This is a genomic window from Salinibacterium sp. SWN139 (genome assembly GCF_015864625.1).
Taxonomy (GTDB): domain Bacteria; phylum Actinomycetota; class Actinomycetes; order Actinomycetales; family Microbacteriaceae; genus Rhodoglobus.
This window is the reverse complement of the sequence record NZ_JADYWV010000001.1, coordinates 202102-227003: the sequence shown is the minus strand read 5'-3', so window position 1 is coordinate 227003 and position 24902 is coordinate 202102. Positions and strand designations below refer to the sequence as shown.

Annotated in this window: 23 protein-coding genes and 1 tRNA gene; 13 read left to right on the top strand and 11 right to left on the bottom strand. The window is 61.3% G+C overall.

What is annotated here, in order from left to right:
- Nucleotides 1–7: 7 nt before the first annotated feature.
- The 7 genes from I6E74_RS01085 to I6E74_RS01055 all read right to left on the bottom strand — a co-directional run bounded on the left by I6E74_RS01085 (nucleotide 8) and on the right by I6E74_RS01055 (nucleotide 7811).
- Nucleotides 8–1690 carry a protein kinase gene (locus I6E74_RS01085; RefSeq protein ID WP_197122263.1) on the bottom strand — a complete coding sequence of 561 codons (1683 nt, stop codon included), beginning with the start codon at nucleotides 1688–1690 and terminating at the stop codon, nucleotides 8–10.
- A complete protein-coding gene (locus I6E74_RS01080; protein ID WP_197122261.1) occupies nucleotides 1687–3141 on the bottom strand; it encodes a penicillin-binding protein 2 in 1455 nt (484 codons plus the stop codon). Before I6E74_RS01080 ends, I6E74_RS01085 begins: the two co-directional genes overlap by 4 nt.
- Nucleotides 3138–4583, bottom strand: coding sequence for an FtsW/RodA/SpoVE family cell cycle protein (locus I6E74_RS01075; RefSeq protein ID WP_197122259.1), 1446 nt, complete (start codon nucleotides 4581–4583; stop codon nucleotides 3138–3140). The genes I6E74_RS01080 and I6E74_RS01075 overlap by 4 nt, the downstream gene beginning before the upstream one ends.
- Nucleotides 4567–5811, bottom strand: coding sequence for a Stp1/IreP family PP2C-type Ser/Thr phosphatase (locus I6E74_RS01070; RefSeq protein ID WP_197122257.1), 1245 nt, complete (start codon nucleotides 5809–5811; stop codon nucleotides 4567–4569). The genes I6E74_RS01075 and I6E74_RS01070 overlap by 17 nt, the downstream gene beginning before the upstream one ends.
- 4 nt (nucleotides 5812–5815) lie before the next feature.
- A complete protein-coding gene (locus I6E74_RS01065) occupies nucleotides 5816–6343 on the bottom strand; it encodes an FHA domain-containing protein (RefSeq protein ID WP_197122255.1) in 528 nt (175 codons plus the stop codon).
- Entirely contained in the window at nucleotides 6340–7056 is a 717-nt protein-coding gene (locus tag I6E74_RS01060; protein ID WP_197122252.1) for a DUF3662 and FHA domain-containing protein, read from the bottom strand. Before I6E74_RS01060 ends, I6E74_RS01065 begins: the two co-directional genes overlap by 4 nt.
- Before the next feature lie 80 nt (nucleotides 7057–7136).
- Nucleotides 7137–7811 (bottom strand): M23 family metallopeptidase, encoded by a 675-nt coding sequence (locus tag I6E74_RS01055; RefSeq protein WP_307784346.1) that lies wholly within the window; start codon nucleotides 7809–7811, stop codon nucleotides 7137–7139.
- 253 nt (nucleotides 7812–8064) lie between these two features.
- On the opposite strand from I6E74_RS01055, the gene I6E74_RS01050 reads away from it, so the two are divergent.
- Nucleotides 8065–8148: transfer RNA gene (locus I6E74_RS01050), tRNA-Leu, on the top strand.
- An 89-nt stretch (nucleotides 8149–8237) separates the two neighbouring features.
- Here the strand turns inward: I6E74_RS01050 and pdxY are convergent.
- A complete protein-coding gene (gene pdxY, locus I6E74_RS01045; RefSeq protein WP_197122249.1) occupies nucleotides 8238–9089 on the bottom strand; it encodes a pyridoxal kinase PdxY in 852 nt (283 codons plus the stop codon).
- A 140-nt stretch (nucleotides 9090–9229) separates the two neighbouring features.
- Here pdxY and I6E74_RS01040 point away from each other — a divergent pair, with 140 nt between their 5' ends.
- On the top strand, nucleotides 9230–9829 hold the full coding sequence (locus I6E74_RS01040) for a hypothetical protein (protein WP_197122247.1): 600 nt from the start codon (nucleotides 9230–9232) through the stop codon (nucleotides 9827–9829).
- Nucleotides 9830–9846: 17 nt separating this feature from the next.
- On the opposite strand, the gene I6E74_RS01035 is transcribed toward I6E74_RS01040, so the two are convergent.
- Both I6E74_RS01035 and I6E74_RS01030 read right to left on the bottom strand, forming a co-directional pair.
- A complete protein-coding gene (locus I6E74_RS01035) occupies nucleotides 9847–10218 on the bottom strand; it encodes a DUF2834 domain-containing protein (RefSeq protein WP_197122244.1) in 372 nt (123 codons plus the stop codon).
- Nucleotides 10193–11257 (bottom strand): LacI family DNA-binding transcriptional regulator, encoded by a 1065-nt coding sequence (locus I6E74_RS01030; RefSeq protein WP_197122241.1) that lies wholly within the window; start codon nucleotides 11255–11257, stop codon nucleotides 10193–10195. The genes I6E74_RS01035 and I6E74_RS01030 overlap by 26 nt, the downstream gene beginning before the upstream one ends.
- A 280-nt stretch (nucleotides 11258–11537) precedes the next feature.
- On the opposite strand from I6E74_RS01030, the gene I6E74_RS01025 reads away from it, so the two are divergent.
- From I6E74_RS01025 to I6E74_RS00990, 8 genes are all read left to right on the top strand, one after another.
- Nucleotides 11538–12836: an ABC transporter substrate-binding protein gene (locus I6E74_RS01025; protein ID WP_197122238.1), complete on the top strand. Its 1299-nt coding sequence runs from the start codon at nucleotides 11538–11540 to the stop codon at nucleotides 12834–12836.
- 74 nt (nucleotides 12837–12910) lie between these two features.
- Complete coding sequence (locus I6E74_RS01020) at nucleotides 12911–13870, top strand: carbohydrate ABC transporter permease (protein ID WP_197122235.1); 960 nt, start codon at nucleotides 12911–12913, stop codon at nucleotides 13868–13870.
- Nucleotides 13871–13872: 2 nt separating this feature from the next.
- Nucleotides 13873–14808, top strand: a complete 936-nt coding sequence (locus I6E74_RS01015) for a carbohydrate ABC transporter permease (RefSeq protein ID WP_231601086.1) — start codon at nucleotides 13873–13875, stop codon at nucleotides 14806–14808.
- Nucleotides 14809–14882: 74 nt separating this feature from the next.
- On the top strand, nucleotides 14883–15647 hold the full coding sequence (locus I6E74_RS01010; protein WP_197122229.1) for an SDR family NAD(P)-dependent oxidoreductase: 765 nt from the start codon (nucleotides 14883–14885) through the stop codon (nucleotides 15645–15647).
- Entirely contained in the window at nucleotides 15644–17491 is a 1848-nt protein-coding gene (locus I6E74_RS01005) for a heparinase II/III family protein (protein WP_197122226.1), read from the top strand. The genes I6E74_RS01010 and I6E74_RS01005 overlap by 4 nt, the downstream gene beginning before the upstream one ends.
- Nucleotides 17488–19455 (top strand): DUF4962 domain-containing protein, encoded by a 1968-nt coding sequence (locus tag I6E74_RS01000; RefSeq protein WP_307784344.1) that lies wholly within the window; start codon nucleotides 17488–17490, stop codon nucleotides 19453–19455. The genes I6E74_RS01005 and I6E74_RS01000 overlap by 4 nt, the downstream gene beginning before the upstream one ends.
- Before the next feature lie 47 nt (nucleotides 19456–19502).
- On the top strand, nucleotides 19503–20096 hold the full coding sequence (locus I6E74_RS00995) for a DUF624 domain-containing protein (RefSeq protein WP_197122224.1): 594 nt from the start codon (nucleotides 19503–19505) through the stop codon (nucleotides 20094–20096).
- 4 nt (nucleotides 20097–20100) lie between these two features.
- Nucleotides 20101–21294: an MFS transporter gene (locus I6E74_RS00990; protein ID WP_197122222.1), complete on the top strand. Its 1194-nt coding sequence runs from the start codon at nucleotides 20101–20103 to the stop codon at nucleotides 21292–21294.
- A 17-nt stretch (nucleotides 21295–21311) separates the two neighbouring features.
- On the opposite strand, the gene I6E74_RS00985 is transcribed toward I6E74_RS00990, so the two are convergent.
- Nucleotides 21312–21977 carry a hypothetical protein gene (locus I6E74_RS00985; RefSeq protein WP_197122220.1) on the bottom strand — a complete coding sequence of 222 codons (666 nt, stop codon included), beginning with the start codon at nucleotides 21975–21977 and terminating at the stop codon, nucleotides 21312–21314.
- A gap of 107 nt (nucleotides 21978–22084) precedes the next feature.
- Here I6E74_RS00985 and I6E74_RS00980 point away from each other — a divergent pair, with 107 nt between their 5' ends.
- The 3 genes from I6E74_RS00980 (at nucleotide 22085) to I6E74_RS00970 (ending at nucleotide 24901) form a co-directional block, all read left to right on the top strand.
- The gene (locus tag I6E74_RS00980; RefSeq protein WP_197122218.1) at nucleotides 22085–23122 is read left to right on the top strand and encodes an NAD(P)-dependent alcohol dehydrogenase; all 1038 of its coding nucleotides are present in this window, start codon (nucleotides 22085–22087) and stop codon (nucleotides 23120–23122) included.
- A 154-nt stretch (nucleotides 23123–23276) separates the two neighbouring features.
- Nucleotides 23277–23816 carry a DoxX family membrane protein gene (locus I6E74_RS00975; protein WP_197122216.1) on the top strand — a complete coding sequence of 180 codons (540 nt, stop codon included), beginning with the start codon at nucleotides 23277–23279 and terminating at the stop codon, nucleotides 23814–23816.
- A gap of 29 nt (nucleotides 23817–23845) precedes the next feature.
- Nucleotides 23846–24901 carry a type III polyketide synthase gene (locus I6E74_RS00970; protein WP_197122214.1) on the top strand — a complete coding sequence of 352 codons (1056 nt, stop codon included), beginning with the start codon at nucleotides 23846–23848 and terminating at the stop codon, nucleotides 24899–24901.
- Nucleotide 24902 lies beyond the last annotated feature (1 nt).

Below are 24902 nucleotides of genomic sequence, written 5' to 3'. Positions count from 1 at the left end.
TATTGCCTCACGGACCGGCAACGATCGTGACCGTGACCGGCTCAGAAGACGGCGACTCAAGATCGGTACACACTGCGGTGTACGAGATCTTTGTAGTGTCGCCCTCATTCGACGGCAGCACGATGTCGAACTGGCTCACGCCGGCGGCATAGCTGGAAGCTCCAGCGTTGGGGCCGCCCACCACGAGGAAGTTGAATGACGTTAGCGGATGACCAGCAGGGCAACCCTCATACGTCGTCCACTTCACCGTGACAGGTTCGTCTCCGTAGTAGGGGCCGAGTGGGGTCAACGTCGTCGCAGAAGGCTGCGTCGGGTCCGGAGTCACCGCAATTTTGTCGTAGAAGTAGACCGTGATGGTTTCGCCCTTAGAGACGTTGCCGGTAGGGGCTGCCTGGTACGAGAAACCAACCTTTTCAGACGACGGTGCCTCGGTGCCGATCTGAGCATCGAGCACGAGCTCTTTGTCTTCGAGAATCTGCGCGACCGCATCTTGCTTGCGGTCCAAGAGTTCATCTTCGCTGAGCGCGACTACTGTGGGCGTGGGTTCCGGCGAAGGCTCCGCAGACTCGGTAGCGCTCGGCGATGCGCTTGTTGCCACGGGCTCTTCATCGCCCGGGCTCGCGAGCAGCGCGATGATCGCACCGATCAAGACGACGGCCAGCAGGGAAATGAGCGCAACGATCGGCCAGGTCCACGGATTGCGACGCTTGGTCTCCTCGAGAACTTCGCCCGGGGTGACGGCTGCGCCGGCAGGGTTCGCGGTCGTGAGAACGCGAGTCGCCTGTGTGTTGTTGCCGTAGTTAAGGCCGACGGTCGCGGCATGAGAGTTATCGCCCAAGATGCCGGGAACCGCGGTGGCTGCAGCAGCGACATCCCCGCGGCGCAACGACTGTGCTGCGCGAGACAGGTGAGAAGCGGATGCCGGGCGGTCGCCGGGTGACTTAGCCAAGCACGCGTACACAAGATTGCGCACCGGTTCGGATACCGTCATCGGCAGCTCGGGTGGAGTCTCGTTGATCTGTGCCATCGCGATCGCGACCTGCGATTCGCCCGTGAACGGGCGGCGGCCAGCGAGGGCTTCGTAGGCGACGATTCCAAGAGAGTAAATGTCGGTTGTCGGGGAGGCGGGGTGACCACTGGCCTGTTCAGGCGAGAGGTATTGCACCGTTCCCATGACTTGACCGGTTGCGGTCAGTGGCACCTGATCGGCGATGCGGGCGATACCGAAGTCGGTGATCTTGACGCGGCCTTCTGGTGTGATCAGAAGGTTTCCGGGCTTGATGTCGCGGTGTACGAGACCTGCAGCGTGGGCAGCCTGAAGCGCGGCGGCGGTCTGAGACACGATATCGAGAACACGGTCGGGGTCAAGAACGCGTTCACGTTCAAGGATGGCGCTGAGCGCTTCGCCAGGAACCAGTTCCATGACGAGGTAGGCGCTGCCCTCTTCTTCGCCGTAGTCGAAGACGTTGGCGATGCCCTCGTGGTTGACGAGAGCAGCGTGGCGCGCTTCGGCACGGAAACGCTCCAAGAACCCGGGGTCCCCGAGGTACTCGTCTTTGAGGATCTTGATCGCAACCGTTCGACCGATCACGAGGTCTGTTGCTTGCCAGACCTCGCCCATGCCACCAATCGCTACGCGACTGGAAAGCTGGTATCTACCGCCGAATGTGAGTCCACTAGTTGGTCTCATCTGTTTAGCACCGCCTCTAGTACTTGACGCCCAATTGGTGCGGAGAGCCCACTCGATGTGCCGGACTGTCCTAGTCCGCCACCGTCTTGAACAACTACCGCGACAACAACTTCTGGATCATTTGCCGGCGCGAATCCGGTGAACCATAGGGTGTATGGCTCGCCTTCTCCGTTTTCTGCTGTACCGGTTTTACCTGCAACCTCAACCCCATCAATACTGGCAGTGTTCGCCGCACCGTTACTGACCCCATCCACCATCATCTGGGTGAGTGCAGCCGCGGTTTGCGGACTGATTGCCTGATTGAACAGGGTTGGCTCGAAGGATTGGATGGTTGTGAGATCGGAGGACACGATGCTCTCAACAAGATTGGGCTGCATCAGAGTGCCGCTATTGGCGATTGCCATCGACACCATTGCCATTTGCAGGGGGGACGCGCGAACGCTGGATTGACCGAATGCGGAGAGCATGGTCTGGGGAGCGTCAAGCGCGCTAGGGTAAACGCTCTCGGTCGAGGCGAGCGGCACAGAGACGCTCTCGTTGAAACCGAACAGGTTGGCCTGCTCGCGAATCGCGTTAGATCCGAGCTCTGCACCCAACTGAGCGAACGGGATGTTGCACGAGAGCCGGATTGCCGTAGCGATTGATGCGGTGCTGCCCGAGCCACACGTCGCGCTGTCGGAGTTGCTGATGACGAAGGTGCTCTCGGGGAGCTGCAGCTCTGCAGGGTTCGGGAACGTGCTGTCGGCGGTGTAGTCGCCGCTCTCGAGAGCAGCAGCAGCGACGACGAGCTTGAACGTCGATCCGGGAGGGTCCAACGGTCCGGCAAGTGTGCGGTTATAGAACGGGTCATCCGGGTCAGCGAGCAGGCGGTCATACGCATCGATGACCTCGCTCGTGTTGTGAACGGCCAACTCGTTGGGGTCATACGACGGCTTGGACACCATCGCCAAGATTTCGCCTGTATCGGGCTTGATAGCGATTACGGCGCCCTTGAGGTCTCCAAGGGCATCCCAGGCAGCCTGCTGAATCACAGGATCGATCGTGAGCTCGACAGCAGCACCGGTGGGGTTCTGTCCGGTGAGGATTGAGTTCACCTGATCAAAGAACTGATCGTTCGAGGAACCACTGAGGTAGTCGTTGAGCGAATCTTCGAGACCAGTGTTGCCCTGGTTCAGAGTGAGGTAGCCGGTGATCGGCGCATACAGCTCGCCCTTCGGGTAGACCCGCAAGAACTTGAACTCGTCATCCACAGGCTCTGAAAATGCGATTGGTTCGCCATTGACGAGGATGGGGCCACGCTCGGCCGAGTAGCTTGCGTAGAGCGTGCGCACATTGCGACCATCCGCCTGCAGGCTGTCGGCCGTGACAACTTGAATCACTGAACTTGAAATGAACAAGCTCACAAACATGAGAAGCACGACGGCGCTTACTCGCTTGAGTTCGCGGTTCACTGTCCCACCACCAATCGGTTTTCGATCGAGGGCTCAATAACGAGCTGCGGCTGGTGACGCACGGTGTCAGAGAGGCGCAGCAAAAGCGCTGCAATGATCCAGTTGGCGACCAGCGATGAACCACCGGCGGCCAAGAACGGGGTCGTGAGACCCGTCAAGGGAATCACGCGTGTGACGCCACCGATAACGACAAAGACCTGGAGGGCGATCACAAAAGCGAGACCGACACCCAAGAGGCGGCCGAAATCATCTTGACCGGCAAAGCCGATACGGAATCCACGAGACACAAACAGAAGGTACAACGCCAGAATTGCGAAGATGCCGATAAGTCCCAGTTCTTCGCCGAGCGACGCGACGATGTAGTCGCTCTCGGCGAGGGGGGTTATCTCGGGGCTGCCTCGTCCAAGCCCGGTACCGATGAGGCCACCGTCAGCGAAACCGAAAAGGCCCTGAACCAACTGGTAGCTTCCTCCGGTTGCCTCGTAGACCTCCTGATTGAAGGGATCGAGCCAGGCGTCAATACGGCCAGAAATGTAGGTGAGGTAGCGGCTAGCGACAAAAGCGCCGCCCAAGAACATGGCCATTCCGAGCAGAATCCAGCTCGACCGCCCTGTTGCGACGTAGATCATCACGAGGAAGAGCCCGAAGTAGAGCAACGCTGTTCCCATGTCGCGTTGGAAGATCAACACGAGCATGGATGCGACGAAGACAACGATGATGGGGCCGAGGTCGCGGGCGCGAGGGAAGGTCATCCCCAGGAACTTGCGACCAACCATAGAGAGCGAATCACGCGCCGAGACGAGATACCCAGCGAAGAACACCGCGAGAGCGATCTTCGCGAGTTCGCCCGGTTGGAAAGAGAACGCACCGATTTGAACCCAGAGGCGGGCGCCGAATCGGGTGTCGCCAATGACCGGCGCAAGCGGCAGCAGCAGCAGGGCGATACCGCTGAACATTGCGATGTAGCGATAGCGCTGCAGCACTCGGTGATTCTTGATGATGATGAGCACCGCCATGGCGATGATGATCGCAATGCCGGTCCAGACGATCTGGCGAACGCCGCCGCTGCCCCAGCCAGTAGATTCGTCCGCCAAATCAATGCGGTAGATCATGGCGATACCGAGACCGTTGAGCACCGTAATGATGGGCAGAATCAGGGGGTCGGCATCCCGCGCTGTTTTGCGCAGCGTGATGTGCATCGCGAATACGAGCACACCTAGCAATCCCGAGAGGCCCAAGACGGTGTAGCCAAGGTGGCCCATCGCGCCCAATTGCACGAGAGCGATAGCGCCCAAGTTGATGCCAATTGCGACAATGATCAGCAGCAATTCGAGGTTGCGCAGGCGCGCAGGAACCCGCAGTTTAAGACGGATGTTTTCGGTGATAGCTCGGGGGCCGGCCGCCGCTGAGGCCCGAGCGTCAGCGCTAGGGGACACGGGCATCAGACAACATTTCTACAATGCGTTGGGCATCCTCAAGGTCACTCGCATTGATGGTGTTCTCAACGCTCGAGCGCAAATAGAGGGGAAGATCAACAACGCGAACGTCGGTGATTTGGTAAACGTGGGACAACGAAATCGGGCCGATGCTTTGCTGCACACCCTGATAGATAGCAACCTTGCCGTCATCCGTCCCCACGAAGTGCTGCTGTTGCGTGTACTGGTAGCCCAGAACTAGACCCGTAATGATCGCTGCGATAGTGAGGGTGATGAAGGTAATCCACGAAATGCGGCGGCGGCGAACTCGGCGGCGATCCTCGCGGATGATGGCCTGGTAGTACTCGTCAGACTCGGGCTCGAAGTGGCTGTCGTCGGTTTGCGTCGCTTTTAATGGGTGCAGCAACAGGTTCGGCAAACGAACCGGCTTCTTCACGATTGTCGGCTCGAATGAGAGCGGGGAGGCTGCGGAACCAACCATGAGCGGCGGCTCGTGGGCTGACGACGCGTCGTCGCCGACATCCACCAATACAACGGTGACGTTGTCGGGGGCACCCTGATCGAGAGCAGCCTGAACGAGACGCTCGGTCGCGACCTCCGAGTCGGTTACCCGGCGAAGGATTGCCGCGATTTTCTCTTCAGTAACGAAACTGCTCAGACCGTCGGAGCACAGCAACCAGCGGTCACCGGGCTGGGTGTCAAAAACTTCGGTGTCGATCTCGGGCGACGCATCAACGTCACCCAACACCCGCATCAAGACAGATCGCCGCGGATGCACGGCCGCTTCTTCGAGGGTGATACGGCCGCTTTCGACCAGACGTTGCACGAAGGTGTGGTCGTGAGTCATTTGCTTCATCGTGCCGTTGCGCAACAAATAAATGCGCGAGTCACCAATGTGGGCCATGCCCATCTTGTTGCCGACACGAACCATTCCACTGACCGTGGTGCCCATGCCAGTGAGCTCATTGTGCTCGATAACGGTGTCAGAGAGGATGCGGTTGGCGGCGAGCAGAGTGTCGTGCAGCGCCTGAGCTGCTTCTTCCGCTGTCTCAAAAACGTGGTCGGCTTCTACAACATGCTTGATAGTGATTGCGGAGGCGACGTCACCGCCAGCATGACCACCCATGCCGTCCGCGACGATAAAGAGGTGACTGCCGGCGTACGCACTGTCCTGGTTGTTAGCCCGAACCTTTCCCACATGGGAGGCGGCAGCACTGTTGCCCGAAGTGGCCATTCAGTTACCGTCGCAGTTCGAAGCTAGTAGTGCCGATTTTGATCGGCGTATTCAACGGAATTGGCGTCGGAACACTCACACGCTGACCGGCCAGGAAGGTGCCGTTCGTGGAATCAAGATCCTGAACAACCCAGCTATCGGCCCACCGCAACAAGCGTGCGTGGTGAGTGGAGGTGTAGTCGTCACGGATAACGAGGCCGGATTCACTCGAGCGGCCAATCGTGAGCTGCTCTTCGGGGAGCGAAATTTCTAGCCCCTCTTTTGATCCAGAGACAATGACGAGGCGCGTAGCGTCGAGCGAGCTTCCCTCGGCGGGCGCTGGCGGCACGGGGCGCGTGGGCTGGGCGGCGGCAGGAGCCGGAGCGGCCGGTGCTGCGGCAGCTTGCTGCACCTGAGCTGCGTTCTGAACAGGCATCCGACGCACCTTTTCTCCGAAAAGATCGGAGCGCAAGGCATACACGATGGCAAAGATAAAGCCCCACATGACGGCCAAGAACGCAACGCGCAACAGAAGGAGGGTTAGTTCACTCATAGGGTGAACCCCCGGTCGTCGCGACGATCAGCGGGCTGGTCGACATCTGCAGATTGGGCAAGCACACGGAATACGATACGGGTTCGACCGATATCAATCACGGATTCCGGCGCGAGTGGTGCACGAGAAACTGGCGATCCGTTCAGTTTTGACCCATTTGTGGAGTTCAGATCGTTAACTTCGGCACGGCTGCCGTCCCACAGGATCTCAACATGCTTGCGTGAAATGCCATTGTCGTCGAGCGTGATGTCGGCTTCGCTGCCGCGACCAATGATCGTACGGGCGTGCTTAAGGGTGTGACGAGTTCCGTTGATGTCGAGTACCGGAGTCCAAGCGACGGTGCCCTTCACATTGACAGAGTCGACTTCGATCATCCCCTGGCTGAGGGAATCATCGGGGACAAGAGCGATAGAGATACCGCCAGAGAACGAATAGTGCTGGGCGGTGGCGTGACGCTGCACCAACTCGGTCAGTTCAGAGATGAGGGTGCTGCCGAGGCCAGCCATCCGCTGATAGTCGCTTTGGCTGAGGCGCACGGTGAAGTTGTTGGGTACGAGGATGCGGTCTCGCGATACAACGGCAGCCTGCGTGTCGAGTTCGCGGCGCAAGGCGCTCGTGATCTCGACGGGTTGCAGACCACTCTTGAAGGTCTTAGCGAAAGCGCCATTAACGGCGCGTTCGAGACCTCGTTCAAAGTTGTCCAGAAGACCCAAAGCTCTCCTCGTTGTGGCTCGTTGTAGTACGTCGATGTTAGCTGGTGCATGTCGCTAACCCGTTACCCACGGTTGAGCAATTAGGGCAGGAGACCCATCGGGTCAACGCGTGTGCCGTTGACGTAGGTCTCAAAGTGGAGGTGGGCGACGGTGACGTAACCGGTGCTGCCGCTCAGGCCGAGGGGGGTGCCTGCTGCAACAGTTTGGCCGGGGGAGACCATTTGCGAGCCTTGAATGAAGTGAGCGTAGAGCGTGGAAACGCCGCTGCCGTGATCGACCTTGACGTATTGACCCCAGCCGCCACCGTAGGTGACCTGAGTAACGACGCCGGGTGCGGCCGACACGACCGTCATGCCGCTGCCGGTCATGATGTCGATTCCGCCGTGGAATTCTGATCCGCGGTAGCCGAAGCCATCGTTGACAGGAGCGTTAGCCGGCCACTGAGTGAGGAAACCAGCGAAGGCACCGTTGTAGCTTCCGGAGAATGAACCCGAAGGCGCTGCGGCATAGACCTCAACAACAGGCTCGGGCTCGGGCTCGGGCGCTTTTACCTTGATGGCGTCGCGAGTAGCGGCTGAAATTTCGGTTTCTACCGAAGAAGCGAAAGACTGGATCGGCACAGTCTGTGCGGGTTCTGTGGGGGCGATAGCAGCAGACTGCTGCAAAATTGCGGATGCCGACGCTGCAGAAGCAGTCGACTCGATTTCGCGCGACGAGGGCTCCATGTGTGCTGCGGCTGGAACAGTCACACTCACGACAACAGCCATGACTGTGCTGATTATCAGCAATCGTTTCACGCGGTAACCCCCAGGGGTGTGGTCTGTGTTCTGTCTGGTTGGACAGATTTTGGATCAAGTCTGGTTGAACCCGTAGCGTTAGGCACACGGACAGCTATCGAGACTATATGACGAAGCTGTGAATCGTCACTATTCATCTTCTGGACCCGGAATCGCTGAACCACTGGGCGCTGTGATAATCTCACTCAGTTGAGTGTTCAACTCAACCCACGCGTGAGTGGCGGAATTGGTAGACGCGCACGGTTCAGGTCCGTGTGTTCGAAAGGACGTGGGGGTTCAAGTCCCCCCTCGCGCACAGTGCAATCGCACACAAGAAGTAAAAGAAAAGGCCCACCGGTTGGTGGGCCTTTTCTTCTTGGTCTGCTCTGCGCTCTGCGCTGTTCGCTAGCGAACCTGGCGCGCAGTGAACTGCATCTGCGGGTTCGCATAGAACTCTTGCGACTCAACGAGCTGCAGCTCGCGCTCGCCCGACTCGAGGGTCTTGGTGAGCAGGTCGAAGACGCTGGATGCCGTGCGAGCCAAGGCATCCGCGGCGTCGCCGGTGCGCACAAAGTGGGCGGTGAAGAGCGCGGCGGTCACGTCACCGGAACCGTTGGCCTTGATGGGAAGCTTCGGGGTTTGCACGATCCACGCCCCGGCATCCGTCACGACCATCATTTCAATCGTGTCGGTCTCACGGTCGGGACGCTCCACGCTCGTCACAAGAACAGTGCTCGGGCCCATCGCGCGGGCGAGATCTGCGGATGCCAGCGTCGATTCGATGGTGTCGGGCTCGGTTTCGGTGAGAAAACCCAGCTCGAACTGGTTCGGGGTGATGATGTCGGCGACAGGCACCACGCGCTCACGAAGCAGGATCGGGATGGCCGGGGCCACGAAGCATCCGGATTTCGCGTTGCCCATCACGGGATCGCACGCGTAAATCGCGTGGGGGTTCGCCGCCTTGACGCGTGCAACGGTGTCGATGATGACATCGCCGATGCCCTCTCCGCCTTGGTATCCCGAGAGGATGACATCGATCTGAGGGAAGACTCCGCGGTCCTCGACGCCCGCAATGACCTCGGAGACATCGCTGGGGTCGATCATCGGCCCGCGCCACGCGCCGTAGCCGGTGTGGTTAGAGAAGTTGACTGTATAGACCGGCACAACCTCGACGCCGATGCGCTGCAGCGGGAACACCGCAGCGGAGTTGCCGACATGACCAAACGCGACTGCGGACTGAATCGAGAGGATCTTCATCCTTTGATTCTCCCACCTTCTTGTAGAGGGCGCTTTTCTCCCGAAGGCGAACAGCTGCGTCACCACAACGTGGGGGCGCGCTTGATGAGGGGCGCTAGATAACCTCAATTTTGACTTATTGAAGCGATTTAGGGGATTTTGTGATTGTTAGAACTAAGACCATGAGCGTTATCGCGGCAGCGATTGTGGCCTGCACAATGATGTCTGGTTGCGCATCCTCTGGAGCGAGCAATGATCCGGAACCCTCATCGTCAGCCGAAGGTGGCATTGCGGTCGAAGAGAAATTTCTTGACGTCGTCGTGACGCTGCCGGCGAGCTTCTTCGAAGACATGAACGCGGAGGAGATCCAAACAAGTGCGGAGGAGTCCGGCTACAAAGCGGTCGTCAACGACGACGGTTCGGTCGAGTACACCATTCCCAAATCAGTGCACGCCGAGCTGATTGCTGAGATGGCCAGCGGAATCGACGACAGCATCGCCGAAACGCTGAGCACGGAAGCATCGATCGAAGAGATCACGCACGATGACAAATTCGCCACCTTCGCCATGACCGTAGACCGCGCGGCGTTCGAAGATTCGTTTTCCGCTCAGTTCATTCCGTTCAGCCTCGGGCTCCAAGCGATGCTCTTCCAGTCGTTCGATGGAATTTCGCTAGATGACAGGCGGGTTGTCGTGACCTACATCGACTCGGCTTCGGGAGAAGAGTTCGACACCTACGAGCTTCCTGACGCTTTGGAGTAATCGCTTGGGGCTTGGGGCTAGTGGCGCCCGAGCTCCACGAGCTTGCGCTCGCGCATGGCCAGGAACAGTGGGAAGGTGAACGCGAAGGCCGTGATGCCCGAGAGCACGATGTAGAGCCAGGCCCGCTTCATCCCGAGGCGACGCGCTTCGATGATGATCAGGATGCTGCCCGCCACGGCTACGACGAGAAGGTCGGCGCCGAGCGAGTTGACGGCCGGGCCGCTACCGAACCAGTCGCCGAGGTAGTCGCGCATCTGCACAATCGCTAGCGCATTGAAGACCCACGTGCCGACCAGGCCGATGATGGAGAGCACCGCGAAAGTGATTGCGGTGGCATTCCAGTGGCGGAGAAGAGCGGGGCGCTTACGGTCGTGCGGCTGAGGGGACATGCTCCGTAGACTCTCGCACCACTAGCTCTGGGCGCAAGAGAACCGAGCTGCCCGGGTCGGTCGACTCGTTTGACCCGCGCTCGACAGCCTCCGAAACGGCAAGCTGCGCCATCCGTGTGATGGGTTGGCGAACGCTCGTCAGCGGCGGGTCATAAAGGTCGGCGAGGATGATGTCGTCAAAGCCGATCACAGAAACATCGCGCCCGACCTTGAGCCCCAAATCGCGCAGGCCGCGGCAGAATCCCAGTGCCGTCATGTCATTGATCGCTACCACCGCAGTGGGGGCATTCTTCGGGTCAGCGAAGAGGTCGCGTGCGGCAGCCCGCCCCACTTCGGCAGCTTCGACGTCGCCGAAGTGTGCGGCATCCATCCCTGTCCATTGCGGCATGTCAGCGACCGAGAGCCCAGCGGCTTCGATGGCATCGCAATACCCGCGGTAGCGCGCCGACCGGTTGACCGAGCGAATCGAGCCAGACACGAAGGCGATGCTGGTGTGACCCAATTCCAGAAGGTGAGCGGTGGCGACTTGGCCGCCCACGTTGTTGTCGATGCTGATGCTCACCACCGATTCGGGATCATTCGGTTGAGCTGGCCGATCAAAAGTGACAAGACGGAGGCCCTCGGCGATCACATGACTGACGTGATCGAGCGACGGCAATGAGGTGCAGAGGATGATGCTGCGCACGCCGTCTTCCCACAGCTCTTCGACGTAGCGGCGCTCGCGTTCGGGATCGCGCTCGCTGTTGCAGAGCAGAACGCTGCATCCCAAAGCCAGCGCTGCGACCTCAACCTCGTGAGCGAATGCTCCCCAGAATGGGTTGCCGACAGAGGGCACAACGAGGCCAACCGTCTGCGTTTTGCCGTTGCGCAACTGTCGCGCAGCACGGTTGGGCCGGTAGCCGAGTTCTGAGATCGCCGTCTCAATGCGTGTTCGTGTCGCAGCGACCATTCGACCCTGACGGTCGTTGAGGAAGTTGGAGACGGTGCTGGGGGAAACGCCAGCGGCCTGCGCCACATGCTGGATGGTTACTCGAGCCACGTGACCTCCTTTGGTTAATGGCGATCCTGATGATCGCTGTTTCAGTGTAACGATTTATTAGTTTTCGGCAAACGGCCCTGAACCACTCGCGCCGGCGTCGAACCTATTCAAATAAAACCTATTGACGTAACGAGACAGACTCGTCTATGGTCAGTGCATCGTTACACCGATTTCATCCACCCCCCTAGGAAATCGGTTAGGAATCGAATGAGCCGACGACGACGTCGCGGAACGAAGGCACTGGAGCCGTCGCTCAATCTCAGCTTGAGAGGACATGCACATGGAAGTGAAGTCACGAATGCGCCGCACAGCATCGGTCGCGATGGTGGCCCTGATGGGTCTCGGTCTCGCCGCCTGTTCAGCAGGAGAAGCGGATGCCGATCTGAACCCCGATGAGGTTTCGGGCGAGATCAGCCTGCTCACCCCCATTTTTGAAGGAAGCCCCGGGCAAGACCTTCTCGAAGACGAGCTGCTTCCGCAGTTCTACGAGGAGTACCCCAACGTCACGGTCAACGTCGATTACACGACCTACGGAAACCTGAACGAGAAGCTCACTACGGCGGTCGTCTCGGGCCTCGTGCCTGACGTAATGCTTATGGGCGTCGGTTGGATTGAAGCCTTTGCTGATAAGGGCGTACTCGCCGACCTCGGTGAACTCGGTCTCAGTGAAGCTGACCTTAAGGAGAGTTACACCGACGAGATCGTTGAAGCCGGCATGTGGGACGGCAACGTTTACGCCGTGCCGATCATGCTCGATACTCGCTTCGGAGTCGCTCGCATGGACATCCTCAAGGAAGCTGGCTACGACAGCCCGCCCTCCTCCTGGGAGGAGCTCATCGAGATCGCAGAAGCGACCACCGTGCGCTCATCCAACGGTTCGCTCGAGCGTGCAGGCTTCGACATGATGTCGCTGGATGCCCGTCAGGCGTTCGAGACAATGCTCTTCTCGGCCGGCGGCGAACTCTTCAATGACGATGCAACGGCACCCGCGTTCAATAGTGAGGAAGGCGTTGCGGCTCTTGGCCTCATGGCTGACCTGGTGAACAAGTATGAGGTCGAAGACATTGGCTTCACCTCAACCGATGACATCGTGAACCCGCTCATCAACGGCCGGGCTGCAATGGGTATCGCCCACAACAACCTGTGGACCCAGGCGCAGGAAGCCGACCCGACCGTGCTCGACAACCTTGAGCCTTTCGTTATTCAAGGCGACGCGTCCGGCATGTTCTTCGGTGGAACCTTGGCGACTGTTGCCAACAACTCCAAGAACCCGCAGGCGGCTCGCGCACTCCTCGAATTCCTGTCGAGCCCCGACGCAGCACTTGCAGCCAATGAACAGCGCGGAAACGTGCCGGCTCTGACCGAACTGCTCGACTCTGACTACGTGCAGTCGAACCGCTTCGTGCAGTTCGCCATGGAGAACTTGGATGTCGCTCAGCGCGAGGGCGGCCCGTCACAGTGGCTTGAGGTGCGTGGCGACTTCGCCCCCGCAGTTCAGGGCGCTCTGCTCGGACAGAAAACTCCCCAGGAAGCGCTTGACGATCTCGCTGCTCTCGTTCAGACAGCAATAGACCGCTAGTTCCTCCCCTGAGTGCCCGGGCGTCCAACCCGCCCGGGCACTACCTCCCCAGACTTCAACCACACGAGGGCGTGATGACCACTACAGAGCGACACCCCATTCGCAGCGCGGAAGCGGCAGCGAAGCAGGTTTCCCCATCCACCGCACCGAAGAAACGCAAGCGGATCAGTACCGCGGAGAAGAAGCGGCGCCGTGCTGGCTGGCTGATGATCACGCCATCCGTGATCCACGTGGGACTGTGGACGCTGATCCCCGTCATCGCGACCTTCTATCTTTCGTTCACTGACTACGGCATCTTTGAAGCGCCAAAGTGGATCTGGTTCGACAACTATGTCGAAATGTTCAACGACGCCGTCTTCATGCAGTCCATCGGCAATACCGTTTGGTACACGTTCTGGACAGTGCCCGTATCAATGGCTGTCGCTGTCGTCGTGGCAGTGCTGCTCAACCAGGGTCTCAAACTACAAAAGTTTTATCGCACCGCCTTCTTCCTGCCGCAGGTCACCGCTACCGTCGCCATCGCGATGGTGTGGCTGTGGATCTTTAACCCGCAGTACGGTCTGCTCAACGCGATGCTCGAAACGCTGGGCATTCCCGGTCAAGCCTGGCTCGTCGACCCGCAGTGGGCGCTCCCGGCAGTGATCTTGGTCGGCGCTTGGCAGGGCATCGGTATCAAGATGCTCATCTACATTGCGGCGCTGCAGAACATTGACGAATCGCTCTATGAGGCAGCATCGCTCGACGGCGCATCCTCCATTCGCAAGTTTTTCAGCATCACCGTTCCGATGCTCAAGCCGGCCACGTTCTTCGTCTTCATCATCTCGATCATCGGCGCCTTCCAAGTGTTCGACCAGATCTACGTGCTCACCGACGGAGGGCCTGCCAACGCCACGACGATGATGACCTACGAGGTCTACCGCTCGGCATTCCAAGAATTCCGGATGGGGATGGCATCCGCTCAGTCGGTCGTGCTCTTTGCCTTCCTTCTCTTTGTCACTCTCATTAGCCGTCGCGTCACCAAAGAAGAGGACTAGTGATGACTCTCCCTACTATCAAGGCCCTCGCCATCAGCGAGCAGGTCACGGTCGTTCCGCGCAAGCGGTGGTTCCACCACGCGAAGGGCCGTCAAGCGGCGCTCATCAATGTGGCGCTCATCCTCGGCTCGATCACCATGCTGGTGCCGTTCCTGTGGATGGTGCTCACGAGCCTCAAGTCGCCGGCCGAGCTGGCACAGTTTCCGCCCACGTTCTTTCCGCAAGAGTGGATGTTCAGCAACTACGCGGCGACTCTGGATGCTGCGCCGTTCGGCCTGTACTTTCGCAACAGCTTTGTGATCGCCACCACTCATACCCTCATCACTGTCGTGTTGGGTTCGATGGCGGGGTATGCGCTGGCGCGTATTTACTTCAAGGGGCGGGAGGCGATCTTCCTCGCTTTTATCGCGATGCTGATGATCCCCACCTACACGAAGATCGTTCCGCAGTTCCTGCTCGTGAAGTTCATGCCCTTGTTCGGTGGCAACGACATCCTCGGCCAGGGCGGTAGCGGTTGGTTGGACACCTGGTGGGCGCTCATCATTCCTGGTGGGCTCAGCGCCTCCGCTATCTTCCTCTTTCGTCAGTTCTATTTGTCCCTGCCGAAAGACCTCGAAGAGGCGGCCCGTATCGATGGGCTGGGCGAATTTCGTATCTTCGCGCAGATCTATACGCCGCTCATCAAGCCGGCCATCGCGACGGTGGGACTGCTCACCTTCCAGGAGAGCTGGAACAACTTCCTCTGGCCGCTGCTCGTCACGACGAGTAGCGACCTGCGCGTGATCCAGGTCGGGCTTGCGGTCTTCCAGCAGCTCGACAACACGCAATGGCAGTACCTGATGGCCGGAACCACGATGGCGACAGTGCCCATGGTGATCCTGTTTGTCTTCGCCCAGAAGTACTTCATTCAGGGCTTCACCAACGCTGGCATCAAGTAGCCGCACCCCCTTCACGAACGGCTGCTCTAGTGGCAGCCGCCCATCCAACAAATAGATAGGCACGGTACATAGACATGAGCATTGACCTCACCGGACGACGCGCACTCGTAACAGGCGCGGGAGCAGGAATCGGCGCGGCCATCGCGAAAGCACTGGCGGCGGCAGGAGCTGACGTAGTGGTGCACTACGCGAACAGTGAAGCGGGAGCGACCGCCGTCAAGGAAGAGATCGAAGCGGGCGGGCGGCGCTCGCTGGCCGTTCAGGCTGATCTCACGGACTCAGCGCAAGCAACGAAGTTGGTGGATGCCGCCGTCGAGTTTCTTGGTGGCCTCGACATCCTCGTCAACAACGCCGGTCACTTGGTGGGCCGCGCCACGATCACCGAGACCACGGATGAGCGCTGGAACGAGATCATGGATGTGAACGTGGCCAGCACATTCTTCACAACCCGGCAGGCGCTTCCCGCGCTCGCCGAGTCGGAGCACGGCCGCATCATCACGATGGCATCGCTCGCTGCGGAGAACGGTGGCGGCGCTGGCTCGGTCGTCTACGCCACTTCGAAGGCTGCGGTCGTCGGCTTCACTCGGGCGTTGGCCAAGGAGATCGCCGGCAAGAAGATCACGGTTAACGCAGTTGCTCCCGGGTTCATCGGTGAGACTGCCTTCCACGAGACGTTCACCCCGGGCGAGGCCCAGAAGAACATCGTCGCGGGCATCCCGCTCGGTCGGGCAGGCACCGCGGGCGACGTTGCTGACGTCGCACTGTTCTTGGCCTCTGACCTCTCGTCGTATGTCACTGGCCAGGTTGTCGACATCAACGGAGGCCTCAACTTCCGATGAGTTCTGTTCCGCAGCAGCCGGGTGGGTGGTGGCATGACTATGTCTGCCCCACGCATGGCATCGAGTTGGGCGCCCGCGACGGCGACGAGTTTCTGTGCAGCTACGGCTGTCGCCTCACGGGTGACAAGGTCGAGGCCGCCTGGCTCGCGCTTGAACATCAAGCCCTTGCTCGGGCCGCCCGGGTTGCTGCGCGACGGTTCGCGCTGCACGGTGACGTTGCCGATCGAGAACGGGCCGTCGAGCTCGTTCTCGACTACTCCGCTCTCTACGTGCAGATCTCGGCCGGCGGCTGGAGCGACAAGAGCGAATCGTGGATGCTGCAGGGCAAGCTTTTTGCTCAAGCGCTCTCTGAGGCGCAGTGGGCTGTCGGGTTCGCGGATGCCATCATCACGCTGGGCCCGCTTCCCGAACTTCGCGAGTCGGCAACCCTCAACCGCACTCTCGAAGGGCTCGCTGACACGCTGGCCGAGTCGCGCCGGATCCTCGTCGAAGACCGCAACGACCAGCGCAGCAACTACACCGCGTGGTTGGATGCCGCCGCTCGCCTCATCGCGCTAGCCCGCGAGTCGCTGGGTGGCGAGCCTGTTGCCGCACACTTCGAGGCCGCGATCGTGGATCACCTGCAGCTCGCCGTGCGTTCTGACGGCTGGGAGTGGGAGGCATCCACCTACTATCACGTGTTCGTTTTGCGGGCCTATCTTCTGGGTTTGCGTGGGTGCGACCCGCAGCAGGTTCCGACTGAGGTTGCCGATACTGTGCGCCGAATGATTGACGTATTGGTGTCGATCGCTGCCCCCGATGGATTTTTGCCCGCGCTGCACGACGGCCCCTACGACCGGGTCGCCATGCATCGCGAGGTGTTGGAGATCTGCACCCTGGGTGCTCAGTTCTTCAGCGATACCGGCCTCGCGACTGTGCAGTCGTGGGTTGTCGAAAGACTTGGTGCTGACCACGATGGTCTCGAGTGGATGCTCGATGGCTGGTTCGTGGGGGCGCCGCTTGACCGCGCACCGGTGGTGGTCGGTTCGCGAGCATTCGAGGATGCCGGGTATGTCGTGTTGCGTGATTCACGCAACCGCATGGTCGGCATCCTCGATGCTGGACCCCACGGCGGAGCCCACGGTCACTTCGACAAACTTGCGCTCTATCTCTATGGCGATGGTGTTCGCTGGCAGCCGGCCCCGGCGGTTCCGCCGTATGGGCACGCGTTGCGTCATTCGTATTACGCGCGCACGATCGCGCATCCGACGGTGAGTGTTGATGGCGCCGATCAGGTCGAAGCAACCGCCGAGATCACCGCGTGGGATGCTGCGACCTCGCGCGTCACGGCCGTCACCACGACCGCGATCGAGGGCGTGCGCCTGAGCCGCACGGTGCAACTCGCCGACGGAGTGCTCGTGGATGTCGTTCACGTCACGTGCGACGACGGCGAACCACACACGATTGCGCTTGGTCTTCGCCCTGCCGTTGATTTCAGCGTCAGAGTTATCGGCAACTCGTGGCGTTCGACTTGGGGTGCTGGTGCGGGAGCAGCTGCTTCGCCCGCGGGCGCGCACGCCACAACTGGCGAGCAGACTCTGCCGGCCTTGAACGGTTGGCACTGGGCCGCCGGCGAAACCACGCTCGACCTCCACGCCGGTCGCGGGCCCTCCGACGACCCAAGCCGGCTCCAAGGAATCGGCGACTGGGTGACCACGGCCCCGACCGCGACTTTCGTGAGCGTCTACAGCTTCGATCCCGACGCCACCATCGACTCCATTGAGACCCATATTTCCGATACCGCTGTGGTGATTGAGCTCGCCACCGCTGACCACGACACTTCCCGAATAGAGGTAGCACTGTGACCACCCCCATGCTGATTGGTAGCCGCGAAGCTGAGCTGCGGAGCGCGCTGGATGGCCCGTTGAGCGCGCAATTCCGTCGACTCTTGGAGGAATGTGAGCGTGCGAAGGGGATGGAACTTCCGCAGGAACACCCACTGGCATCCATCACCTATTTCGGGCCGGGCTCGGCGAACCTCGCGCTCGCGTACCGGCTGACCGGGCAAGAGGCGTACCTCGAAGAGTTGCGTCGCTGGTTGGCGCCGCCGCTGTCGTTCCCGCACTGGGGCAAGGCGAATCTGCCCGACCACGACCTCGATGCCGGCTGGATTCTGCACGGGTTGTCGCTCGCGTATTCCTGGGCGGGTGACGCCCTGCGCCCCGAAGAGAAGCAAGCGCTCGAAGACAAGCTGCTGCTTCAGGGCCAGCGCATGTACGAGTTCGCCGTGGAGAAAGAGGGCGGATGGTGGTCGTCGTCGTACTGGCAGAACCACAACTGGATTTGCTACGCCGGCCTCGCGACCGCCGGCTACGCCCTGCAAGAGAAGTACCCCGAAGCCAAGGCCTGGACTGAGCGTGCGAAGGACAACTTCGGCAAGGTTCTCGACTCGCTTCCCGACGACGGCTCCAACAACGAGGGCGTCGTCTACTGGCGCTACGGAGTGCCGTGGATCGCGAGTTACCTCGACGTGCTGCGCGACCAAGAGGGCCTCGACTGGTTCAATCGCGGCACCTATCTAAAGGAAACGTTCTGGTACCGCCTCTACCAAGCAGCTCCGGACATGGAGCGGATCGTCGATCACGGTGACTGCCACGACCGCCGAAGCGGGCATCCGGTCGCCCTGTATTACAAGCTCGCTGCCGAGTACCGCATCCCGCAGGCACAGTGGTTGGCCAACAAGGTGTCGACCGAGTTCTACTGGCGCGAAGCCTACGAGAGCGGAGTGCGGCCCGGCGTGCGCCCCGAGGCGTATCAAGAGCTGCTGTGGTTCGACCCCAGTGTTGAGGCTGCTGGCCCCGAAACGCTGCCGCCGAGCAAGTACTTCGAAGACCTTGGCCTTGTTGTCGGTCGCACATCGTGGGATGAGCAAGCGGCGCTCGTGTCGTTCAAGGCCTCACCCGGTGGCGGCCACAAGGCCTGGAACCAGTCGCACCGCCAGCGCGAGCAGAATGGCTGGGTCACACTGAACGCGGGACACCACCACCCCGACTCGGGCAGTTTTGTGTTCCTTGGCCACGGCTCGTACCTCGCGATCGACGAAGGATATTCGTCGCGCAAGCTCACCGAACACCACAACTCGATCCTCATCGACGGCAACGGTTTTGTGAACGAGGACCGCTACCACGTCTTCGAAGAGCTGGCCGAGGAGTTCACGGCCGAAATTCTGACGACAACGATTAAGGACGGTTGGACGCACGCCGTGAGCGAGTCATCCGCGATGTATGACCGAGCCCTCGGCGTCACTCGGGTGCGCCGCCACCTCGTACTCACGCCCGGGGGCAACCTCGTGATCGCCGATGACCTCGCCGCCGACCAGCCGCGCACCTGGACCTGGCTGCTGCAAACCGACAACGCTCCGGTCGCCATCAGCGACAAGCGCTGGCGAGCGGATGCCGGACACGGTGTCATGCCCATCGCTGCGCTCGACGAGAACCCCACCAGCGAAATCGTCGAGACGTTCGTGCACGCCAACCCCACGTCATCCACGCCGAGTTTGGCAATCAGCAAGAAGCAGCACACGCTCAAGCGGCTGAGTGAGCCGACCATGAGCGCTCGGTTCGTTACGGTGCTGGAGTCGCGCAACTGGGATGACACCGCACCCGCGACCATCCGCTACGACGTCGCAGCGGGCGGAGTGCGTGTGGAGATCGAGCGCAACGGCGTGACCGAAACCGTATCGTTGGGCTTCGATGGTGACGCGCCCACACTGGGCGCCACCGCTGTCATTGGCGAAGGATTCCAAGGAAGCACGAACGCGCGACGATGAGCCAGCCGAAGAGAACCAAGCGCCGCACACCGCGGTGGGAGCGCAGCATGCTGACCGCGCTCACCTACCCGGGCAACATCTTTCTGGGTTCGCTTGCGGTGCTGATTCTCTCGCTCGGCATCATCACGGTGCTTCCCGCTGCGATCGCTCTCGCTCGAGCGTTCGCGCAGTGGATAGTCGATAACGATGACAAGGTCTTCACGAACACTTTTCGGGAGTTTCGCGATACGTGGCGGCGCACGCTCGGCCTCGGTGTCATCGCGACCGTGGTGCTCGCGATCATGGTCGGCGATGGTGTGTTCTTGGCGTACCAACTGGCTCAGGGTGGCGGCTCCATTGCGTTGATGCTGAGCGCCGCCGTCATCCCGGTGGCTGCCGGTGTGTGCGTACTGTTCGTAGCTACGACCACCGCCGCGACCCTCACCCCGGAAGCGGATGCTCGCACCTGGGTTCGGGAGGGATTCGTGCTGATGCTGCAGCATCCGCGTCGCGCGCTCTTCGTGTCGTTCACGGTTGCGGTGACTCTCGTGGTGTCGATTCTGCTGCCGACGATTGCGCCCTTCGCGGCAATCGCACTGCCGGTCTATGTGGGCGTGCGGGCGTGGGGCCCGAAGCCTCCCGTCGACGACGAACAGGATTAGGGCGGTGGCGAAGCGCCCGCCGATCTCGTTTGCGCTGAAGGTTCTCTATGGCGACACCTTCACGATGGCCGTCGGTTTTTACATGCTCGTGCCCTTGCTGGCGTATCACTTTTTGCAAGATCTGGCCCTGACGATTGCGGTCGTCGCTGCCCTCACCGCGCTGCGCACAGCAGCCCAAAACGGGATGATGCCGATCGCGGGGTGGGTTGCTGATCGCATCAACTTTCGCCGCGCCATTCTGATCGGGGTGCTGGTTCGAGCCTTGGGCTTTGCGATGCTCGGCACTGTCGAGTCGATTCCGCTGCTCGTGGTGGCGTCGATCTTTACTGGTTTGGGCGGTGCCCTTTTTCACCCGGCGAGTTATTCGGCCTATGCGGCTCTCACAACCGGCGCCGACCGGGTGCGGGTGTATTCGACTCGCGAGGTCGTGAGCAACGTCGGCTTCATTGTTGGCCCCATCATCGGTGGGTTTCTGGCCGGCGCAGACTTCGCTTTTGTGAGTTTGTCGGCGGCCGGGATGTTCGTTATCGCGTTCATCATCAGCGCCTTCGGCTTGCCGCACCCGAGCGATGAAGAACGGGCTCGCACGCCTCCGCGTTTGAAAGTGGCCTTCGCGGATGCCGCATTCCTGCGTTACTGCGCGCTCGTCGCGGGTACCGCGGTGCTCATCGCCCAGTTCTATCTCGTGATCCCGTTTCGGGCTGCCGAGTTCACCTCCGGGCCGTCTGACCTCGGCTTCATCTATTCGGGGGCCGCCGTGGTCATGGTGATCACGATGCTGCCGCTCACGGGTGCGGCCAATCGTTTCCTGCCCGACCGCATCACGCTCGCCGGCGCCACCGCGTGCCTCGGGATAGGCGTCGGAATCATGGGACTGTCGACAAATCTGGTCGGGATGCTCGTCGGCGTCGCCGTGTTCATCGTCGGCCAAATGTTGGTGCAGCCCGTGCTCAACGCGACAGTGTCACGCTTCGCCCCCGAAGGCTCTGTCGCTAGCTACTTCGGAGTGCAGGGTCTCGCCAACGCGATCGGTGGCGTCGTGGGAAGCAGCTCAGCCGGTGTGATCTACGCGCTCGCCGGCTCGGGTGAGCCCGGGGCCGAGTGGGTCTGGCTGACCTACCCCGCGTGGGCGGTCATCGTTGCGGTGTTGTTTGTGGCGTTTGGGCCGCGGGCACACCGGATGCCCGCCAACGAATAGCGAATTGCGAATAGCGGCTAGCGCCGCTCGCCCCACCACTGCGGGCTCGCGGCGAGCACCGCGTGCACGGCGCCGTCGAGGTCATCGAGGTCGCCCGTGAGGAGCCACGCTTCGGCTGCGGCGACCGTTCCGCCGGCGGCGTAGGCGACCGCCATGGCGAACGTTGTTTCTGAGAGCGGGGCGAGCTCGGTGGGCACGATTTCTGGATGCCGCCTCAGATGATCCGCGAGAATCTCGCGCGCAGGCTCGATGAGCACCGATCGCAGCCGGCCGCTCAGGCTGCCGCTGGCCGCCATCCGATAGAGCGTGGCGTGGGTGCGTACGTGACTGAGGAAGACGCGAGTGGGGCCGGCGAAAACATGGTTCGTCGTCGACAAGGTCGTGGTCGATGCGTTCTGGTTCGCTCTAGCGTCCGGGGCAGGCTCAGTGGCGTGGGAGAACGCAGCCGTCTCCGCGGGGTCGAGCAGATCACCGAATTGTTCGATTGCTTCAGCCAGCTCGGCATGCAGAGCAGTGGCGATGAGATCAACGGGGTCGCAGGCATGGCGGTAGAAAGTGTCGCGGCTGATGCCGGATGCGTTCGTGATGTCGGTGACCGAAATAGTGGCGATGTCGCGCTGCTCGGCGAGGGCGTAGGCCGCCGCAACGAGAGCGTCGCGGGAGCGGCGAGTGCGAGCATCCATAACCGAACTGTACCGGAATAGGCCACTATCTGACACTTGTCAGATAGTGCGTATAGGCTGGAGGTGAGGCTGCAAACCTCAGCCTCACCCTAGAGAGGATTTAGCCCATGCAAGCAGTGAAGCTCGTAAGCCCCCACACGATGGAACTTCAGGATGTTCCCGTGCCGGAGATCGGTCCCGATGAAATTTTGGTCAAGATTGCGGGCGCTGGGCTGTGCCACTCCGACCTCCACGTCCTTCACATGGGCGAAGAATGGCCCTTCTTCGGCGGAACAGTCGGTCACGAAGGCGCCGGCTGGGTGGAAAAAGTTGGTTCAGCACTCGAGGGCTACAGCAAAGGTGACGCCGTTCTTGTGAGCCTAATCTGGGCGTGTGGCCACTGCCGCGCCTGCATCGAAGGTCGCGACAACGAGTGTGAAGTCAACGGCAGCCGCATGCAATTCCCCACCACCCCTGGCCTCGGCCCAGACGGCGCCATGGCCGAGTACCTGGTCGTGAAGGCCCGCCACCTCGACAAGATCGGTGACCTCGACCCCGTTCAGGCAGCGCCCCTCGCGGATGCCGGTGTCACCCCCATGCACGCCATCAACAGTGCGCGTTCGCGCCTCACTCCTGGCTCGACCGCCGTAGTAATCGGTGTCGGTGGCCTCGGGCACCTCGGACTCCAGATCCTGAAGGCCACCACCGGTGCCCGCATCATCGCCCTCGACAGTGATGACTCCAAGCTCGAGCTCGCGCGTGAACTCGGTGCTGACCTTGTGCTCAAGAGTGACGGTGCTGCAGCTCAGCGCATCCTCGACGAAACCAACCAGTACGGTGCGGATGCCGTCTTCGATTTTGTTGGCATTCAGCCCACTGTAGATCTCGCGGTTGCCGTGATCGCTCCCGGCGGGATGCTCCGCTTTGTAGGCCTCGGCGGTGCACAGTTCGACTACGCCGTAGGTGCCGCCCCGGTCCTCCCGTGGGGAACCGACGTTCAGCTTTCCTATGGCGGAACCCGCGCCGATCAACTCCAGGTGATCGCGCTTGCTCAGCAGGGCAAGCTCGGCGTTGAGGTAACGAAGTACCCGCTGGCTGACTTCCAAAAGGCCTTCGACGACCTCGAAGCCGGCCGCATCACCGGCCGTGCGGTGCTCATCCCGTAACGGCTAGCCGCGCTCCGAACAGCGCGACGGTCACGGCCCTCACCACACCCGGTGGGGGCCGTGGCTCGTTAACGCTCGTTGCCCGTGCCCGCTGCCAGTTGCGTCGCAGCCTGTCACTCGGCAGACCCTAAGCCCGCCCCACCAGAATGGGGGAATGCACACGACACCAGGCGCCAACGATTCGACCGGTCCCGCCGCACCACGAGAGCCGATCGAAGTCGCGTCTGTCAGAGATTCAACCGCGCCCGATGAGCCTTCGCGTGCGAGCCGCATTGGCCGCCGGATCGGCCGCATTGCGCTCGGCGCCTCCCTCGTGTTCGCCGGCATCAGCCACCTCACCTTCGCGCGCGAAGACTTTCAAGCGCAGGTGCCCACGTGGCAGCCGTTCGACCCCGACTTCGTGGTCGTGGCATCCGGAGTCGTCGAAATTGCGCTCGGCAGTGCGCTGATCTTCGCCAAGAAGTACCGCCCGTACGTGGGCTGGGTTGCCGCTGCGTTCTTCATCGCGATCTACCCCGGCAACATCTCTCAGCTCGTCAACCAGGTCGATTCGCTCGGTCTCGACACCGACCTCAAGCGCTGGATTCGGATGCCGTTCCAGCCCGTGCTGATCGCGTGGGCGCTCTGGTCTACCGGCGCGTGGCGCGCGTGGCGTGCCGCCCGACGCAACGATGGTCGAAACCTCGGTGCGTGATAGCTTCACTCTATGAGCGGAGTCTCTGAATGAGCAGAGTTGCGGCAGTCGCCCCGGTGGTGCCCGAGCACAGCTACACGCAGGCGGAAATGACCGGCATGCTCGCGCCGCTTTTGGCCGAGAATTCCCGCCATCAGGCCGTGATTGAGCGGATGCACGGAGCCAGTGGCATTGACCGTCGCCACATGGCGCTTCCGCTCGAGCGGTATCCCGAACTCGGCAGTTTTCGCGAAACCAACGACGAGTTCATCCGCGTCGCGACCGACCTTCTCGAGCGTGCACTGACCACGGCGCTCGCCGATGCCGGCCTCGCCCCGAGCGATGTCGACTTCGTCTTCTTCACTTCGGTCACCGGCATCTCGGCACCATCGATCGACGCGCTGCTGATCCCGCGGCTGGGGCTGCGGCCCGATGTGAAACGGATTCCTTCGTTCGGCCTCGGATGTCTAGCGGGGGCCGCGGGCCTGGCCCGGGTGCATGACTATTTGGTCGGGCATCCGGATGACGTTGGCGTTGTCCTGAGCGTCGAACTGTGCTCGCTCACCCTGCAGCGCGATGACCACACCATGGCCAACTTCGTCGCCACCGGCCTCTTCGGCGACGGTGCCGCGGCGGTCGTGATGGTGGGGGAGAACCGCAGCGAGCCGGGCCCGCGCATAATTGACACCCGCAGCACGTTCGTTGCCGATAGTCACGATGTGATCGGCTGGAACGTGGGCGGCACCGGTTTCGAGATCGTGCTGAGCGCGGGCGTGGCCGACGTGATTCAGAACAGTTTCCCGGGCGAGGTCAGCGAGTTTCTGGGCCGCAACGGTCTGACCATCGCCGACATCGATACGTGGATCGCGCATCCGGGTGGCCCCCGCGTGCTCGAAGCATTCGAGAGTTCGCTCGGGCTTCAGCGCAGCGATCTGCAGTCGAGTTGGGATTGCCTTGCTCGCGTCGGCAACCTGTCCTCGGCGGCCGTGCTGCATGTGCTCGCGGATGCTCTGCACGCCGATCTCGCGCCGGCCCCCGGCAGTCACGCTCTCGCCTTCGCTCTCGGCCCGGGAGTGAGCGCCGAATTCGTCCTCTTGGAGTGGTGAG

What these genes read in the sequence shown, in the direction of transcription:
- I6E74_RS01085 (WP_197122263.1), bottom strand. Translation starts at nt 1,690, where the DNA reads ATGAGACCAACTAGTGGACTCACATTCGGCGGTAGATACCAGCTTTCC.
- I6E74_RS01075 (WP_197122259.1), bottom strand. Translation starts at nt 4,583, where the DNA reads ATGCCCGTGTCCCCTAGCGCTGACGCTCGGGCCTCAGCGGCGGCCGGC.
- I6E74_RS01070 (WP_197122257.1), bottom strand. Translation starts at nt 5,811, where the DNA reads ATGGCCACTTCGGGCAACAGTGCTGCCGCCTCCCATGTGGGAAAGGTT.
- I6E74_RS01065 (WP_197122255.1), bottom strand. Translation starts at nt 6,343, where the DNA reads ATGAGTGAACTAACCCTCCTTCTGTTGCGCGTTGCGTTCTTGGCCGTC.
- pdxY (WP_197122249.1), bottom strand. Translation starts at nt 9,089, where the DNA reads ATGAAGATCCTCTCGATTCAGTCCGCAGTCGCGTTTGGTCATGTCGGC.
- I6E74_RS01035 (WP_197122244.1), bottom strand. Translation starts at nt 10,218, where the DNA reads ATGTCCCCTCAGCCGCACGACCGTAAGCGCCCCGCTCTTCTCCGCCAC.
- I6E74_RS01025 (WP_197122238.1), top strand. Translation starts at nt 11,538, where the DNA reads ATGGAAGTGAAGTCACGAATGCGCCGCACAGCATCGGTCGCGATGGTG.
- I6E74_RS01020 (WP_197122235.1), top strand. Translation starts at nt 12,911, where the DNA reads ATGACCACTACAGAGCGACACCCCATTCGCAGCGCGGAAGCGGCAGCG.
- I6E74_RS01015 (WP_231601086.1), top strand. Translation starts at nt 13,873, where the DNA reads ATGACTCTCCCTACTATCAAGGCCCTCGCCATCAGCGAGCAGGTCACG.
- I6E74_RS01010 (WP_197122229.1), top strand. Translation starts at nt 14,883, where the DNA reads ATGAGCATTGACCTCACCGGACGACGCGCACTCGTAACAGGCGCGGGA.
- I6E74_RS01005 (WP_197122226.1), top strand. Translation starts at nt 15,644, where the DNA reads ATGAGTTCTGTTCCGCAGCAGCCGGGTGGGTGGTGGCATGACTATGTC.
- I6E74_RS00995 (WP_197122224.1), top strand. Translation starts at nt 19,503, where the DNA reads ATGCTGACCGCGCTCACCTACCCGGGCAACATCTTTCTGGGTTCGCTT.
- I6E74_RS00985 (WP_197122220.1), bottom strand. Translation starts at nt 21,977, where the DNA reads ATGGATGCTCGCACTCGCCGCTCCCGCGACGCTCTCGTTGCGGCGGCC.
- I6E74_RS00980 (WP_197122218.1), top strand. Translation starts at nt 22,085, where the DNA reads ATGCAAGCAGTGAAGCTCGTAAGCCCCCACACGATGGAACTTCAGGAT.
- I6E74_RS00975 (WP_197122216.1), top strand. Translation starts at nt 23,277, where the DNA reads ATGCACACGACACCAGGCGCCAACGATTCGACCGGTCCCGCCGCACCA.
- I6E74_RS00970 (WP_197122214.1), top strand. Translation starts at nt 23,846, where the DNA reads ATGAGCAGAGTTGCGGCAGTCGCCCCGGTGGTGCCCGAGCACAGCTAC.